We start from the raw sequence: 16,655 nt of genomic DNA on the forward strand, positions 1-16,655 counted from the left end.
CCCTTCGTCTAGAGGCCTAGGACACCGCCCTTTCACGGCGGTAACAGGGGTTCGAATCCCCTAGGGGACGCCACTTTCTTCAAGTACTTACTTGAAAAACACCATTTCTTCATAGCTATTAATATCCATCGCTTATAAAAAATTCCCGTTATTTTTTCTTTTCTTGCCACAGAAGTGCGAATTAAAGCGTGGTTTATTGGAAAAGGATAGGAGCCAAGGGACAACCTTGACTCAGGAGCGTAGCTTAAAAGCTGTTATCAGCCTTTTTCTGGATCAGTTCAATTGCATAGCCATCAGGGTCTTTAACGAAGGCTATTTCTGTAGTGCCTCCTTTTACCGGGCCCGGTTCGCGGCTTACTACGCCACCGGCGGCACGAATTTGCTCGCAAGCCTGGTAAATGTCGTCATACTCAATGGCAATATGGCCATAAGCATTGCCGAGATCGTAGCTATCTTCATCCCAGTTATACGTAAGCTCTAATACGGTAGTGTCTTTCTCCTCACCATAACCGACGAAGGCGAGGGTGTAGCGGTATTGCTCGTTGTCAGCACGGCGTAGCTCTTTCATGCCCAGTACATTGGTATAAAACTCGATCGAGCGCTCTAAGTTGCCAACACGCAACATGGTGTGTAATAAACGCATTTATGCTACCTCAGTCTTGTCTTTAAATTCACATAAGTCTTCGATAATACAGCTGCCGCAGCGCGGTTTGCGCGCCACGCAGGTGTAGCGGCCATGGAGAATAAGCCAGTGGTGTACATCAACCTTAAATTCTTTCGGCACGACTTTTTCAAGCTTTTGCTCCACCGCGACCACATCTTTACCCATAGCAAACTTGGTACGGTTAGAGACACGGAAAATGTGGGTGTCAACGGCAATGGTTGGCCAGCCAAAGGCGGTATTAAGCACGACATTTGCGGTTTTGCGACCAACGCCGGGTAACGCTTCTAAGGCCTCACGGTTTTCAGGGACTTCCCCCCCATGTTGTGACACCAAAATCTCGCACATTTTGTACACATTATTGGCTTTGGAATTATATAAGCCGATGGTTTTGATACTCTCACGCAGTGCCTCAAGACCGATATCCAAGATAGCTTGCGGCGTATTGGCACGCGGAAAAAGTTTTCTGGTCGCCTTGTTGACCCCGACATCGGTGGCCTGTGCAGATAAAGTCACTGCCACTAAGAGCTCAAAAGGAGAGCTATATTCCAGCTCGGTTTCTGGGTGCGGATTGGCTTCGCGCAACCGCTCAAGGATGAGTCGGCGCTTATCTTTGTTCATTGTTGCCCCTTGATTGTATGTCGTTAAAACGAGCCTAATCTAAACTGGTCACGCGTGCCCTTGGACCTTTTACTTCCTCAGCGCTAGGCGCGTGTTTGGCTTTAAGCTGCGCGTCAATTAAGTTTTTAGCTGCAATCAGCAAGCCTAAACCAATAAATGCTCCCGGAGGTAAGATCGCCAGCAAGAATTGGTTATCAAAGTGAATAATGTCTAGACGCAGGCTTTGTGCCCATGGCCCCAGCAGTAAGTCGGCGCCATCGAATAAGGTACCTTGACCAATGAGTTCACGCATAGCACCCAATAGCACTAAGATCATGGCAAAGCCTAGGCCCATCATGAGCCCATCCCATGCACTCAACAACGCATTGTTTTTAGAAGCAAACGCTTCTGCGCGGCCGATAATGGCACAGTTAGTGACTATCAGAGGGATGAAAATCCCTAAAGACTGGTATAAACCAAAGGTAAAAGCGTTCATCAGCAATTGGATAATGGTTACAAACGCGGCGATGATCATCACAAACACGGGGATGCGGATATCTTTAGGCACCCATTGGCGCACCAGAGAGACCGTTACATTAGAGCCCACTAATACCAGTAATGTCGCTATTCCCAGTCCCAATGCGTTAGTGACTGTGCTGCTGACTGCCAGCAGCGGACAAAGGCCCAGCAATTGCACTAGCGCTGGGTTGTTGCCCCATACACCGTCTTTAAATAAGGTTTTATATTGGCTCATGATTGCTCCTCAGCTAAGCAATGATTGTCTGCTGTTGCGAGCGTGTCAAAATGTTGTTGTGCATATAAAACGGTGCTTTTCACTGTTGTCACTACTGCGCGAGGAGTAATGGTTGCGCCGGTGAACTGATCAAACATGCCGCCATCTTTTTTCACTGCCCAGCGCTCATCGTCTGCGCCTTGCACTTGCTTATTGGCAAACGAGTAAATCCAATCACTGCGTTTAGTTTCTACTTTATCGCCAAGCCCTGGGGTTTCGTTGTGTTTGGTAACTCGCACTCCACTGACGGTGCCGTCAGGATAAACAGCACTGATCATATCTATATTGCCACTGTAGCCATTGGCGGCGGTACTTTGTAGCACTAAGGCGATGACCTTACCTTGCCTGCGAGCACGATACACTGTGTAGCTCTCACGCGGGCCTAACTGCGGGGTATTGACGGTGGTGCAGTCTAAATAAAGGTCGTTGTCATATTGCGATGCCGGCAACACTTGTTGTAACAAGCCTTGTAACTGCTTTTTCTCTTGGATCGCAATTTTGGACGCGGTGTATTGCTGCACTAAGGTCACAGCACCTGTAGTTATAAGCGCGAATGCAGCTAAAATCCCACCATTTTTCGCCATCGAAGAAATAATCATGATTTTGCTCCGTGACCATAAGTACGAGGCTGGGTGTAATGATCTATGAGTGGCACTGCCATATTCATCAGTAACACCGCAAAGGCGACGGCATCGGGGTAGCCACCAAAGCTACGAATAAGATACACAATAACGCCTATGGCAGCGCCATAAATTAACCGGCCGCGATTCGTGGTTGATGCCGAAACCGGGTCGGTAGCAATGAAAAACGCACCGAGCATAGTGGCTCCGCTTAACATATGAAATGCCAGCCCAGGTTGGTTGCCCGAGTCAAAGATATAGCCGATGCTTGCACACACAGCCAAGGCACTGAGCATCGCCACCGGAATGTGCCAATTGATCACGCGTTGTTGTAGCAATAACACGCCACCAACGAGATAGGCCATGTTGACCCATTGCCAAGCTACCCCAGCGTACTCGCCAAACACAGGTTTTTCCATGCTCTCGGCTACAGTTAGGCCATGGCTAATATCGGTGCGTAGGGTGTCCAGTGGCGTGGCCATGGTAACGCCATCAACACCGACACGGATCTGTTCGAGGCTAAAGCCGGCTTCGGTATAGTGTGTGAAGATGAGTGACAGCTCATCGCTAAAACTTAGCGTGTGCTGCATAAGCTCGCTTGGGGGCACCCATAAGGTCATTTGCACCGGGAAGGAGACAAGCAGTAGCACATAGCCTGCCATGGCCGGATTAAATAAATTAAAGCCCAGCCCGCCATAGAGCTGCTTAACAAAGACAATGGCAAAAAAACAGCCAATGACAATAACCCACCACGGGGCGAGGGGAGGAATACTGATAGCCAGCAGAAGTCCCGTGAGCCAAGCGCTGCCATCTTGCAAGGTTGGCCAAATTTTACGCCCGCGAATCGCCAGCATAGCGGCTTCGAATACACTCACGCACACTAAGGCTAAAACTAATTGCACCACTACACCCGCGCCGAAAAAATACCACTGTGTGGCAATGCCTGGAAGCGCCGCGAGCGCCACCAATAGCATTAACTGTGTCACTGATTTATGGCTGTGCTTATAGGGTGAACTCATCATATTGAGCTTCATGATGACTCCTCATCATCGTTTTTATCGGCTTCTCGGGCGGCTTTCTTGGCTTTGGCTCGAGCTATTGCGGCGGCCACAGCGGCTTTTTTCTTTTCCTCAGGCGAGGGGGGAACGCCACTATCTTCGGCTTCGGCTCTTTCAGCTGCCCCATCGGGCTGCTGCGTAGATGCATCGGATTTCGCTGCTTTTTTGGCTTTGGCCCGAGCTATTGCGGCGGCCACAGCGGCCTTTTTGTTATCCTCAGGGGAGGGGGCCTCAGTCTCGTCTGAGGCGCCTTCAGCTTCGGCATCGGGCTGCTGCGTAGATGCATCGGCTTTCGCTGCTTTTTTCGCTTTGGCGCGGGCAATGGCAGCGGCCACAGCGGCTTTTTTGTTATCCTCAGCAGAGGATGCCTCAGTCTTGCTCTCGGCACTTTCAGCTGCCCCATCGGGCTGCTGCGTAGATGCATCGGCTTTTGCTGCTTTTTTCGCTTTGGCGCGGGCAATGGCAGCGGCCACAGCCGCTTTTTTGTTATCCTCAGCAGAGGATGCCTCGGTCTCGCCTTCGGCACTTTCAGCTGCCTCGTGGGGCTGCTGCGTAGATGCATCGGCTTTTGCCGCTTTTTTCGCTTTGGCGCGAGCTATGGCAGCGGCTACGGCAGCCTTTTTATCTTCTGCGGCTGTGGGCTGGCTATCACTTTGTTCACTTTGCTGGGCTTTTTTCGCCTTAGCACGAGCAACAGCTGCGGCGACTGCGGCTTTTTTGTCATCCGCTGTTGCGCTTGGCGCTTGCTCAGGCTGTTGTTTTTGTGCCTTGTATGCACGAGCCTGCTCTTTTCTTTGCGCACGAGCTTGAGCAACCTCTGAGTTATCTGGCTCAGGGGCTTCACCTTGCGCTTTTTTGGCTTTGGCGCGGGCAATCGCTTCGGCGACTTTTTCCTTGTTATTACCTTGCTCTGTTTTCTTTGCTTTCACACGAGCCAGGGCTTCAGCCACTTTTTCCTTACTTTCACTGCTTTTAGCAGCGCTTCGGCTGGGCCGTTTGTGGCGGTTGCGGCGCTCTTCTTGCTCGCGCTCTAAGCGTGCTTTTCTCGCTTCGAAGCGCTCGCGTGCACGCTCAGCTTTTACTTGCTCTATCTGTTGTTCGCGAATTTCAGCTTTTGCGACTCTGTAATACTGTACCAGCGGAATTTCACTTGGGCATACGTAGGCGCAAGCACCGCACTCAATACAATCAAATAACTTATGTTCTTCGAGTTTTTGGTACTCTTTGGTTTTGGCAAACCATTGCAGCTGCTGGGGTAATAAGCTAGCAGGGCAGGCATCTGCGCAGGCACTGCAGCGAATGCAAGCGCGCTCATCACCGGGCGCTGGCATTTCTTGGTTACTGGGAGCTAATATACAGTTGGTGGTTTTGACTACAGGTATGCGCACACTGGGCAGGGTAAAGCCCATCATTGGCCCACCCATAATCACGCGCTGCATTGGCTCAGGATTAAAACCTTGGAAAGCTAATAAATGCTTTATTTCCGTTCCCAGTAAAGCCCAGACGTTACCTTGTAGCTCAAGAGTTTCGCCTGCAAGGGTGACAACACGTTCGATCAGTGGCTTTCCGAGTTCTACAGCCTGTTGAATGGCATATAAGGTGCCCACATTTTGTACCAGCACACCGATATCGGCGGGGATCCCGCCAGCAGGCACCTCTTTGGAGGTGAGTATCTGAATAAGCTGCTTTTCGCCGCCCGAAGGATATTTGGTTTCAATCGCTCGGACGATAATATTGTCGTAGTCGGCGCAGGCCTGAGTCATCGCCTCGATGGCCTTCGGCTTATCATCTTCAATACCAATGATAGTCAACTCAGGACCCAGTAAGTGCTGGATGATATGGATACCGCGCACGATTTCTTCACTGTGCGCTTGCATAAGCACATCATCGGCGCTGATATAAGGTTCACATTCGGCGCCATTAACAATCAAAATATCGATTGGCTGTTTGCTTGCGGTTTTAACATAGGTCGGAAAACCCGCACCGCCCATGCCAGAAATACCAGCATAATGAATGATATCAACTAGTCGCTCGGCACTAAGCTGCTGATAATTAGGGTGAGGCACAAGCTCACACCAAGTCTCTTGGCCATCGGGTTCAATAATAATACTCAGCTCAGGAATGGCTGAAGGGTGCGCCGAGGGCATAGGCGTGATATCCACTATCCGACCCGAGGTGGGTGCATGCACGGGCACTGACCAATTGGCATTGGGGCGAGTGAGAGCCTGGCCTTTTAATACCTGCTCACCTGCGCTTACTAATAACTGCCCCTCGGCACCAATGTGCTGTTTGATTGGCAGCACCAGTTTTTCGGGCAAAGGTAAGCTATGAATAGGGAGCGAGTTCGTTTTATGTTTATGGGTAGGCGGGTGAATACCACCTGGGCTTTGCCACAACTCACCGCGACGAATACGTGATAATAAAGAGTCCACACTACACCTCTTAATCTATCTGAGTCACGGGGATGGCATCGAGCTGCCATTTCCACGTTTGTTTACTTTGCGCTAGGGGGATCATATCAATGCAATCCACCGGACAGGGCTCAACACACAAATCACAGCCAGTGCACTCATCTTTGAGTACGGTATGCATTTGTCGTGTTGCGCCAACAATGGCGTCAACCGGGCATGCTTGAATACACTTAGTGCAGCCAATGCATTCGTCTTCGCGAATGTAGGCAACTTTTTTCTCTGGCTCTGCTTCCTCGCCACCGGCGAGCGGCTTCGCTTCTACTCCCATTAAGTCGGCTAGCTTCTTAACAGTCGCTTCACCCCCTGGCGGGCATTTGTTGACATCATCACCGTTGGCAATGGCTTCGGCATAAGGGCGACAGCCAGGGTAACCGCATTGACCACATTGAGTTTGTGGCAAAATGGCATCAATTTGCTCGACAACAGGATCGCTTTCAACTCGGTAGCGCACAGCAGCAAAACCGAGGATCACGCCAAAAATAAGGGCCAGTACACCAAGGGCGATTAAGGCATAAAATAAGGTCATATTAAAACGTTACCAATCCGCTGAAGCCCATAAAGGCCATCGACATAAGTCCCGCCGTTACCATAGCGATTGCTGCACCTTTGAATGGCACAGGTACATCGGCACCGGCCAAACGCTCACGCATAGCAGCGAATAGAACCAGTACCAGAGAAAAACCAACGGCAGCACCAAAGCCATATACGGCAGATTCAACAAAGCTATGCTGCTCTTTGATATTTAACAGGGCAACGCCGAGTACGGCGCAGTTAGTGGTAATTAACGGCAAAAAGATACCTAACAAGCGATAGAGCGTCGGCGAAGTCTTCTGCACCACCATTTCGGTAAACTGCACCACCACGGCGATCACTAAGATGAAACTCATAGTACGCAAAAAGGTGAGCTCTAAGGGCAGCAAAATATATTGATTAACTAGATAGCTGGTGACGGAGGCCAGCGTCAATACGAAGGTGGTGGCCATAGACATGCCCACGGCGGTGTCCAGCTTACTTGATACACCCATAAAGGGGCATAGGCCAAGAAACTGTACGAGCACGAAATTGTTTACCAACACGGTACTGACGAGCAGTAAGAGATATTCCGTCATAGCTACCTAAAAAACTGAAAAGAACCCGCGTATTATCCTTATTTCTCGGTCATTTCACAACAGTTGTAAGGGCTTATACGAACAATACAGCGGTGACGAGCACCGCTTTTAAGGCGTTTACCTAGCTCAATGGGCCTGAGCTGTCGCGCATCACTAATGAGGGGGTGAAAGTGCGAATAATTTCTTTATCTTGATTACGGGCTCCCCGAGTCTTACTAAAAAGCAAGCGTGCGGCATGCTGAGAGATAACATCATTATCTTGATGCGCGGTGGTCAGCTTTGGCCAAGTTTGTTTGGAGAAGGGTGAGTCTTCAAACCCCGTGATCGATAACTCATCGGGAATAGCCATATCCATAAGCCGTGCTGCAAAGAGTGCGCCTGCTGCAATTTCATCGTTACCACCCATCACCGCACTGATATCCAAACGGTTCCCTTCTTTAAGCAGGGCTTTAGCACCATTGACGCCAGATTCAAATGAGTAGTCGCCGCGATAAATTAGCTCCTCACGCACTTTAATACTATGATCTTGCAAGGCTTGCTCATAGCCAGCGAGTCGTTCGGTGGTTGATTTGTGCCCCTGATCACCGCAAATGAAAGCGATGTTACGGTGTCCTAAACTTATTAAGTGAGACGTAATTTCGTAAGCGGCGGCGTAGTCATTTACATATATACACGGGCTCTTCTGTTCGCTATCACCACGGCCAGAGAGAATGCGTACATAATGCATACCCATCTCATCGAGCATATCAATCAATGCTTGTTGTTCTGAAAGGGGTGGGGTTAACACTAGGCCTGCGATACGCGAGCGCTTGATCATGGTTTTAAGTTCTTCTTGCATAGTGCTATCGGCATAACTGCAAGGGTGAATGACCAGTTCATAACCCTCTTTTCGACAGTGAGACAGTACCCCGTTTTGCATATCAATTACATAATAGGCGTTGGGGTTATCATACACTAGGCCAATGGCATAAGATGATGTGCCTGCAAGGTTGCGGGCAGCTAGGTTGGGTTGGTAGTTTAATTCGTTTACAGCGGCCATAACGATATCGTGCGTTTTCTTGCGCACGGACGGCTCGTTATTTATTACTCGCGAAACCGTTTTCATTGATACACCAGCTAGTTTCGCGACATCATTTATCGTTACTTTCATGTTCTTTTCTTATTATGTCTGTGTTGGCACACAGGTGTTGTCATTAAGAGTAGCAGACACAGAGGTCACTATCGCGGTGGACCTGTTTTGCTTAAGCGTGCTCTATTATTTCCTTGCCGATAAAATCGCTTTGGTGTTGCTGTAGAGCAATTACAATCGCTTAAAACGCATACATAGCCATGCTTCTCCATGAGTGTATCTAAAGTTAAATGCAAATAGCAGAGAAAATTTTAAATTTTCCTCATGATACCGGTGTCAAAGACGAAATTATGCGCTATGATCCCTCCACTAAAATCGCAAATTAGCAGATTGACAGCGTTGTCATTTTAACTTAATGTTAACGCCGTTAGGTTGAATTTCGTATATTTGCAGGTAAAAGAGTCTCTTCGCTGACAATTCACTTTTTCACAGCGAGCCTTTCGTATTTTTACCTAGCGCTAATGATAGTAACAATAGCCCCATAAGCAAGGACTTAAAGGAAGTATAAAATGGTAGCAAGTCGTTCACAACTAGCGAGCTGGCAGAGCCTAGAAAAGCGCGCTCAGGAATTACAAAACACCCATTTAAAAACGCTTTTTGCAAACGATGATGCGCGTTTCAACACTTTCTCCGTTCAGGCTCCTGGCATTTTATTCGATTATTCTAAGCAGCTAATAAACCAGCCGGTGAAGGACGATTTACTTCGTTTGGCTGAGGACTGTGAATTAGCGCAGTGGCGCGACAAGATGTTCGCGGGTGAAAAAATTAATTTTACCGAACAGCGCGCCGTTTTGCATAGCGCGCTGCGCAACCGTGAGCAATCGGCGATTATCGTTGATGGCGAAAATGTGAGCGAGCAAGTCGAGACTGAATTGGAGAAAATGCGCGCCTTTGTTGCTAAAGTGCGCTCAGGTGAGTGGCTCGGATTTAGCGGCAAGGCAATTCGCCATGTTGTGAGTATAGGCGTGGGTGGCTCAAACCTGGGTCCACAAATGGCCACTGAGGCCCTCGCAAGCTTTGCTGATGACACCCTAGACGTACATTATGTTTCCAACGCCGATGGTGTACAAATTGCGAAAGTACTGGATGCGGTTGACCCTGAAACCACACTGTTCGTTATTTCCTCAAAGACTTTTACCACCTCTGAAACCATGACCAATGCTCAAACAGCGGTGCAATGGTTACAAGATGCTACGAGCGAAGCGGGTGCAATTGCTAAGCACTTCGTTGCTGTGAGCACCAATTTAGAGAAAACCTCTGCATTTGGCATTGCGCCTGAGAATGTATTTACCATGTGGGATTGGGTCGGTGGTCGATTTTCAATGTGGAGCGCAATTGGTTTACCTATCGCTTTATATTTAGGTTTCGATGCCTTTATAGAGTTGCTTGAAGGGGCATTTGAAATTGACCAACACTTCAAAAACCAGCCAATGGCGAACAACATCCCGGTGCTGATGGGGCTATTAAGTGTCTGGAATACCACTTTCTTAGACCATAAGGCGCAAGCTATTTTACCCTATGACCAAGCATTGCATATGCTCCCCGCCTATTTACAGCAGGGGGAAATGGAAAGTAACGGTAAGTCAGTTAATTTTTCCGGTTCTCGCGTTAATTACACCACAGTCCCGCTTATTTGGGGCATGACGGGAATAAATGGTCAGCACGCGTTTTACCAATATTTACACCAAGGCACCACCATCGTTCCGGCAGATTTTATTGGCTCGATTAAGCCGCAAGTGGAAGTGGGTGAGCATCATCGCGTATTGATGTCGAACTTTTTTGCGCAAACCGAAGCCATGATGAATGGTGTCAGCGCTGAGCAAATCCGCGATGAGCTCACAGCAAAAGGGATCAGCTCCGAGGAAATTGACCAATTGGTTGCTCACAAAGTACATCAAGGCAATCGTCCTACTTCTTCGATACTGTTAGACACCGTGGATGCGAGAGGACTTGGCCGCCTCATTGCGTTGTATGAACACAAAATTTTTGTCCAAGGTATCATCCTTGAAATTTGCTCTTTTGATCAGTGGGGTGTGGAATTGGGCAAAGGATTGGCTAAAAGCATTGAAGCTGAGCTGAGCGATGGCCAAGTCGGCGATCACGATAGTTCGACAGCCGGATTAATGAATTATTATCAAAGTAAACGATAAACAGAATTTGCTGCCAAGGCAGCACAGCCGAGTAGCGCTGGAGGGCTTAGAGGGGCAGTGTGGTTTTACTGACCCTCTAAGACTCTATTTCCTTTAAGGACCAGCACAAAAGAATACCTTTGAACGGGTAGCGCTGGAGTCTTTAGGGCCTGTATGTTTGTGAGAGGACGTATAGTTACCCTAAGACTCATTTATTCTAAAGCTCCGATAACACGAAAACTGTGTCGGAGCTTTGCCATTTTCATTTAGGTGGATTTGGCCGCTGACTTCGTATTCATCGATGTGAGTGTGAAAACTGTCACAGGATAGAGCCGCGAAAGGTTATACTGTCCTCATAATAACAAGTATTATTGGCTCGATAGATAGCCGATGAGAGCAGCCCCTAGGGTGTGAATATGCACCCACACGAAATGGGCACCAAACAGGTAGAGAGTAAATCATGCTAAATCCTTTTGATATTATCATTTTTGGCGGCGGTGGCGATTTAGCCTTGCGCAAATTGCTTCCGGCGATGTATCGCGCTTATCAGGAAGGGAACCTACCACAAGGGACACGCATCCTCCCCACTGTTCGTGGCGCAGATAAACGTGACGAATATATTGATACCGCGCACAAAGCAATGAAAGAGTACTTGGCCAAAGGTGAGTACAATGCCAAAGATTGGAAGGCGTTCGCTGAGTTCCTTGTACCAGTCGTTGTCAATGTGACCGAGGCTGACAGTCATTGGGATGAGCTAAAAACGATTTTAGATGAGCACGAAGCAGATAAGTCACGTGTATTCTACTTATCATTGCCGCCAGCAGTGTATGGCACCTGCTGTGAAATTCTCTTTGCTAAAGAGTTGATTACTGATACCTCACGTGTGGTAGTTGAAAAGCCCATCGGCTATTGTGGTAAGTCAGCAGAAGAGATTAACGCGAAAATTGCACAATTCTTCAGCGAAGAGCAGATTTTCCGTATTGACCACTATTTAGGCAAAGAGACGGTTCAAAACCTGATGGCGTTGCGCTTCTCTAACTCTTTGTTTGAGAATTTATGGGATGCCAAGTCGATTGATAATATTCAAATTAGCATCTCGGAAACGGTGGGCCTTGAAAGCCGCGCGGGCTTCTATGATAAAGCCGGCGCGCTGCGTGATATGGTGCAGAACCACTTGTTACAATTACTTTGCTTGGTGGCGATGGAGTCGCCGCATAAGCTCAATGCGAACTCCATTCGCACTGAAAAATTAAAAGTGCTTGAGGCGCTAAGGCCGTTGGTGGCTGAGCAAGTCGATGAAAATATCGTGCGTGGCCAATATGTACCAGGCGATCTCGACGGTAAACTAGTGCCGGGGTATTTAGAAGAACTGGGTGAAGGCTCAAGCGCGACAGAAACCTTTGTCGCTATCAAAGCGCATATCGATAACTGGCGTTGGGCTGGCGTGCCATTTTATTTGCGCACAGGCAAGCGTATGCATAAGCGTTGTGCGGAGATTGTTGTTGAATACAAGCCGGTCTCGCACAATGTGTATGAGCAAGATGTCGGTCCCATCCAGCCTAATCGCCTGGTGATCCGCCTGCAACCAGAGGAAAGTATCCAACTTACGCTGATGTCTAAGCGTTTAGACAATCTAGAAATGCAACTAGAGCCTGTTACGTTAAATATCGAGCTTTCAGAAACCTACTCAAAGGGTTTCCATTCAGATGCCTATAAGCGCTTAATGTTGGATGCGGCGGCCAATAACCCAGCGCTATTTATTCATCGTGATGAAGTGCGTCAAGCATGGAAATGGATTGATCCTATTATCGAACGTTGGCAGGAAAAAGGGATCCCGTCCCTATACCGAGCTGGCTCATGGGGCCCAGATGATGCAGATGAGCTTTTAGCAACAAATAACCACCGTTGGTTTAATACCGGGGAGGGTGCGTAATGGCGAATATTACAGAACACTTCTTTGATTCCAAAGAGCAGATGACCGCCAGTTTGGCCGAGTCACTAGAGCAGCGCTTAACCCAAGGTTTAGCTGAGAATAGCCGTGCAGCGCTGATGGTATCTGGCGGCTCATCGCCGGCTCCCGCCTATAAGTACCTATCAAACCTTGATATTGATTGGCACAAAGTGGATGTTGCTATGGTTGATGAGCGCTGGGTTGATGCCAGCCACGAGAAAAGTAACGAGACTTTCATCAACAATACCTTGCTACAAAATAAGGCTGCGCGCGCTAACTTTATCACCATGAAAAACGCAGCCCCGACTGCTGAGCAAGGCGTTGAGGCATGTGAGCAGCACTATCAGCAAGTGCATCGCCCTTATGATGTAACCATCTTGGGCATGGGACCGGATGGTCATACTGCGTCTCTTTTCCCGCATGCGCAAGGTTTAGAAGCTGGGCTTCAAGCTGAGCAACTGGTATGTGCCATTAATGCTATCGAAAGTGAGGTGACAGGAGCGATTACCGAGCGAATGACATTAACGGTGCATGCTATTGCCCAATCAAAGGTCGTGAAGTTACTGATCAGTGGTGAGCAGAAGCTTGCAACTTATAAAGCGGCTAAGCAGCAAGGAGATGTTGCAGAGATGCCACTGCGATCAATATTGCAGCATCCCGATATTGAGCTCGAGGTGTATTGGGCTCCTTAACCGTATGACTATCAATAATGAATAACAAAAGCGCGGCAATAGCCGCGCTTTTGTTATTTAGGGATGTAAGCTAAATGGCTGACTGTTTAGCTTTTGGTATCCTGCTAGAAGGCGCTAATCAATGGCTGCAAAATCGTGCCCCCAAGTTTTTGTAAGCAAATATAGATTTAATTGCAGTGGGCACTAGACGGCAGCAGAATATTTGCATAGAATAACAATGACAGCGCTGTCATTGTTATTGATAATTAATTGTGACCCTTGAAAAGATACAAACGCTTCTGCCCGATGCTCTGTATTAAAGCGCCGCTCAACTATTATCTTTTGTATAAAAATAGTGCTATGAGAATAGTTGTTGTTAAAGTTATCCAAATGGGAGTAGAACAGGGGATACTTTAAGCATTTTAAAATTATTCTTACTTTTACAGGTACTTAGTCGCTCACTTAGCGGTAAGTAGAATCAAATCTGTCCTCTTATTTACCTTAATCAGAAACCAAGTTGCCAATTAGGCTTTACTTTTGTTGTCACATTTGTGTTATATTCATCTCGATTTCACACTAGCAGAGCTAAATTCACCTCTATTAAATGTTCACTAAATCATAGAGTTAAAGATTAACTCGCGGTTTTTTTAAACAAAAAAGCCAAAAAGATGTAGCGAAATTGTAATTTAGGGTGTATGGTTTGTTAGTGGATGACAGCGTTGTCATCATCACTGGGCAGAAGTGATAAAAAAATCAACAAAATGATTCAAGGGGAATCCTGTGTTAGCTAAAAATTTTAAAAAAAGCTTATTAGCAGTGAATATCGGCCTTGCTATGGGTGCTGGTTTTTCCGGCGCAGCAGTAGCGGCTGATGCACAAACTCAAGCAAAAGAAGATGTTGAAGTAATTGAAGTGCGCGGTATCCGCCGCTCATTAGAAGCGTCAATGAATACCAAACGCTTTGCTAATGCCGTGGTAGATGCGGTGTCAGCAGAAGACATTGGTGAATTTCCTGATAATAACCTCGCCGAGGCTCTAGGTCGTGTACCTGGTGTTACTGTTTCTCGTCAGTTTGGTGAAGGTTCAGCCGTCTCTATCCGTGGTGCGTCAAACTCGCTGACATTAACCACGCTAAATGGTCAGAATGTGGCCTCTACAGGCTGGTATTCACAACAAGCCATTGACCGTACCTTCAACTACTCTATGCTTCCACCAGAAATGATCGCTGATATGGAAGTATACAAGTCATCGCAAGCTGACCTGTTAGAAGGTGGTGTTGGCGGTACTGTAATCGTAAATACCCGCAAGCCTCTAGATTTAGAGCCAATGACTATTTTTGGCAGCGTTAAAGGTTCGGGTTCTAGCCAGTCAGATGAAATTGATCCAACCGTTTCTGGGTTAGTCAGTTGGAAAAACGAAGCTGAGAATTTTGGTGCATTAATTTCTGTTGCACAATCGGACTATACACTGGAGCGTCGCGGTGATGAGGCGTTACCTATTTGGGGTGGTCGTATTGCGCCAACTGCTTTTGTGCAGGAGCGTGAGCGCACAGCCTATGATATCCAGCTTCAATACGCACCAACTGATGCACTTGAGTTCGGCGTACACTATATGAATCTTGAGTTGGGTGCAGATGGCGTAAATAACCAGGTATGGATCCCACAAGATACGTCTAACTGCGAAGCGCTGAATGCCGATGGTGTGCCAGAGCGTTGTACTTCATCGCAACAGTGGTTTGACGACACAGGTTTAGGTGCAAACAGCTATTGGGACGTGCGCCCACGTAACGCAACAATGGAAACTGAACTGATTGCCGCAGACATGAAGTTCTTAGGCGATGGCTTCACGGTTGAAGTTCAAGTGGGTACATCAGAAGCCACGGGTGGTACCAATTTTGAAACCAACGTTGCTTATATTTCGGGCCTAGGCGGTTCGGTAGGCACACTTGATGGCACGGGCACGAATTGGATTTTTGATACCGAAGATCAATCTTATCCATTGCCTGCGGCTGGCGAGTACGTTGGCTGGGAAGGCTTACAGCCGGGCGCGATTGTTAATGAGCCGCGTACGGATGAAGAAACGTATGCACAGGTAGATGTTGAGTTCGAAACAGACTTTGAATACATCACGTCAATTAAAACTGGTTTACGTTGGTCCGATCACGATGTTGTTCGTGACAAAAACCGTCCAAACTTGAACTTTGATGGTGCCGCAGAAGCCGAAATCGTTGATGCTGACCGCTTCACCGATGGCCGAATTGATGCTGGCATGAGCGATATCTCTATCCCTAATGGTGATGGCGCTGAGATGATTGCTTATACTCAAGAGTTCATCGAAAGCTGGGCTCGTGAGCGCTCAGGGTATGCATCACTAAACGAAGAGACGGTGGCTGCCTATGTAATGGCGAATTACTCAGGTGAAAATTTCCGTGGTAACTTCGGTTTGCGTTATGTGTCAACTGAAGCAAGCTCGCAAGCCTATGCTTTAGCCCCTGGTTTTGTCGACCCAACGCATGCATTTAATAATGGTTACTCGACAGCTTTAACAACTGAAGAGCATGACTATTCAGAGGTTTTACCTAGCTTTAACTTGGCTTATGACCTTTCTCAAGACATGATCTTACGTGTATCTGCTGCGACCGTTATTTCTCGTCCAAACTACAATGACATGTTCAGTAACGCTGCATTAGCAGGTTATGACGACAACGACGATAACAACCAGTCGGTCACCAAAGGTACTCCGTCACTGAGCCCATTTAAAGCGAACCAAGCTGATGTTGGTGTTGAGTATTACTACGCACCGTCTAGCTTAATTGCAGGTAGCTTCTTTTGGAAAGACGTTGACACCTTTACCACAAATACAGAACAACCAGGTCAAAGTATTGGTATCGTTGACCCAGGAACAAACACCGACAACTGGCGTGTAGAAACGTACACAGACGGTGACGGTGGCACCATTTATGGTGCAGAGTTCCAGTTGCAGCATACGTTTGATAACGGTTTCGGGGCTGTTGTAAACTACACTTACTCTGATTCAGATGCCAATGCAGAGAACTTCGTAGATGGCAACTCTGTATTCTCTGATGCATCAGAGCACACAGTGAATACAGTGGCGTTTTATGAGACCGACGCACTATCACTACGTGCAGCCTATACTTGGCGTTCAGAGTACATGATTCGTGAAACGGGTTTCTACGGTAGTCGTCTACACGAAGACTTTGGAACATTGGACTTAAGTGCGAGTTACGATATCAACGAGAACTTCACTATTATCGCCGATGTTACAAACCTTCTAGAGGAAGACAGTATCCAGGTTGGTAATCACCAAAACTGGACTGACGCTGATAACCCACGCTTCAGTCGTGGATACCCAGCGTATAATTATCAGGGTGAGTCGCGTTACTCTGTTGGTTTACAATTCCGCTTCTAAAGCGATATTGTTGATAAAACCCGAGCTCATGCTC

At 47.7% G+C, this 16,655-nt stretch carries 13 protein-coding genes; 4 read left to right on the top strand and 9 right to left on the bottom strand.

Annotated elements, in window-relative coordinates; translation table 11 throughout:
- Positions 1 to 244: 244 nt before the first annotated feature.
- The 9 genes from gloA to EXT46_RS15175 form a co-directional block, all read right to left on the bottom strand.
- Entirely contained in the window at positions 245 to 643 is a 399-nt protein-coding gene (gene gloA / locus EXT46_RS15135; RefSeq protein ID WP_022944716.1) for a lactoylglutathione lyase, read from the bottom strand.
- Positions 644 to 1,282, bottom strand: coding sequence for an endonuclease III (gene nth, locus EXT46_RS15140; protein WP_022944717.1), 639 nt, complete (start codon positions 1,280 to 1,282; stop codon positions 644 to 646).
- A gap of 34 nt (positions 1,283 to 1,316) precedes the next feature.
- A complete protein-coding gene (locus tag EXT46_RS15145; protein WP_130148290.1) occupies positions 1,317 to 2,015 on the bottom strand; it encodes an electron transport complex subunit E in 699 nt (232 codons plus the stop codon).
- Positions 2,012 to 2,653: an electron transport complex subunit RsxG gene (gene rsxG, locus EXT46_RS15150; RefSeq protein WP_130148292.1), complete on the bottom strand. Its 642-nt coding sequence runs from the start codon at positions 2,651 to 2,653 to the stop codon at positions 2,012 to 2,014. The genes EXT46_RS15145 and rsxG overlap by 4 nt, the downstream gene beginning before the upstream one ends.
- Positions 2,650 to 3,708, bottom strand: a complete 1,059-nt coding sequence (gene rsxD, locus EXT46_RS15155; RefSeq protein WP_130148294.1) for an electron transport complex subunit RsxD — start codon at positions 3,706 to 3,708, stop codon at positions 2,650 to 2,652. The genes rsxG and rsxD overlap by 4 nt, the downstream gene beginning before the upstream one ends.
- A complete protein-coding gene (gene rsxC, locus EXT46_RS15160) occupies positions 3,705 to 6,164 on the bottom strand; it encodes an electron transport complex subunit RsxC (protein ID WP_130148296.1) in 2,460 nt (819 codons plus the stop codon). Before rsxC ends, rsxD begins: the two co-directional genes overlap by 4 nt.
- Before the next feature lie 10 nt (positions 6,165 to 6,174).
- Positions 6,175 to 6,729, bottom strand: coding sequence for an electron transport complex subunit RsxB (gene rsxB / locus EXT46_RS15165; RefSeq protein ID WP_022946146.1), 555 nt, complete (start codon positions 6,727 to 6,729; stop codon positions 6,175 to 6,177).
- 1 nt (position 6,730) lies between these two features.
- Entirely contained in the window at positions 6,731 to 7,312 is a 582-nt protein-coding gene (gene rsxA / locus EXT46_RS15170) for an electron transport complex subunit RsxA (RefSeq protein ID WP_022946147.1), read from the bottom strand.
- A 121-nt stretch (positions 7,313 to 7,433) separates the two neighbouring features.
- Positions 7,434 to 8,462, bottom strand: a complete 1,029-nt coding sequence (locus tag EXT46_RS15175) for a LacI family DNA-binding transcriptional regulator (protein WP_130148298.1) — start codon at positions 8,460 to 8,462, stop codon at positions 7,434 to 7,436.
- A 488-nt stretch (positions 8,463 to 8,950) separates the two neighbouring features.
- On the opposite strand from EXT46_RS15175, the gene pgi reads away from it, so the two are divergent.
- The 4 genes from pgi to EXT46_RS15195 all read left to right on the top strand — a co-directional run bounded on the left by pgi (position 8,951) and on the right by EXT46_RS15195 (position 16,621).
- Positions 8,951 to 10,591, top strand: a complete 1,641-nt coding sequence (pgi, locus tag EXT46_RS15180) for a glucose-6-phosphate isomerase (protein ID WP_130148300.1) — start codon at positions 8,951 to 8,953, stop codon at positions 10,589 to 10,591.
- Between the two features lie 439 nt (positions 10,592 to 11,030).
- Complete coding sequence (gene zwf, locus EXT46_RS15185; RefSeq protein ID WP_130148302.1) at positions 11,031 to 12,503, top strand: glucose-6-phosphate dehydrogenase; 1,473 nt, start codon at positions 11,031 to 11,033, stop codon at positions 12,501 to 12,503.
- Positions 12,503 to 13,213 carry a 6-phosphogluconolactonase gene (gene pgl, locus EXT46_RS15190; protein WP_130148304.1) on the top strand — a complete coding sequence of 237 codons (711 nt, stop codon included), beginning with the start codon at positions 12,503 to 12,505 and terminating at the stop codon, positions 13,211 to 13,213. The genes zwf and pgl overlap by 1 nt, the downstream gene beginning before the upstream one ends.
- Positions 13,214 to 13,972: 759 nt before the next feature.
- Complete coding sequence (locus tag EXT46_RS15195) at positions 13,973 to 16,621, top strand: TonB-dependent receptor (protein ID WP_130148306.1); 2,649 nt, start codon at positions 13,973 to 13,975, stop codon at positions 16,619 to 16,621.
- The last annotated feature ends 34 nt before the right edge of the window (positions 16,622 to 16,655 follow it).

It is taken from the genome of Pseudoalteromonas sp. CO325X (assembly GCF_004208955.1).
GTDB lineage: Bacteria > Pseudomonadota > Gammaproteobacteria > Enterobacterales > Alteromonadaceae > Pseudoalteromonas > Pseudoalteromonas ruthenica.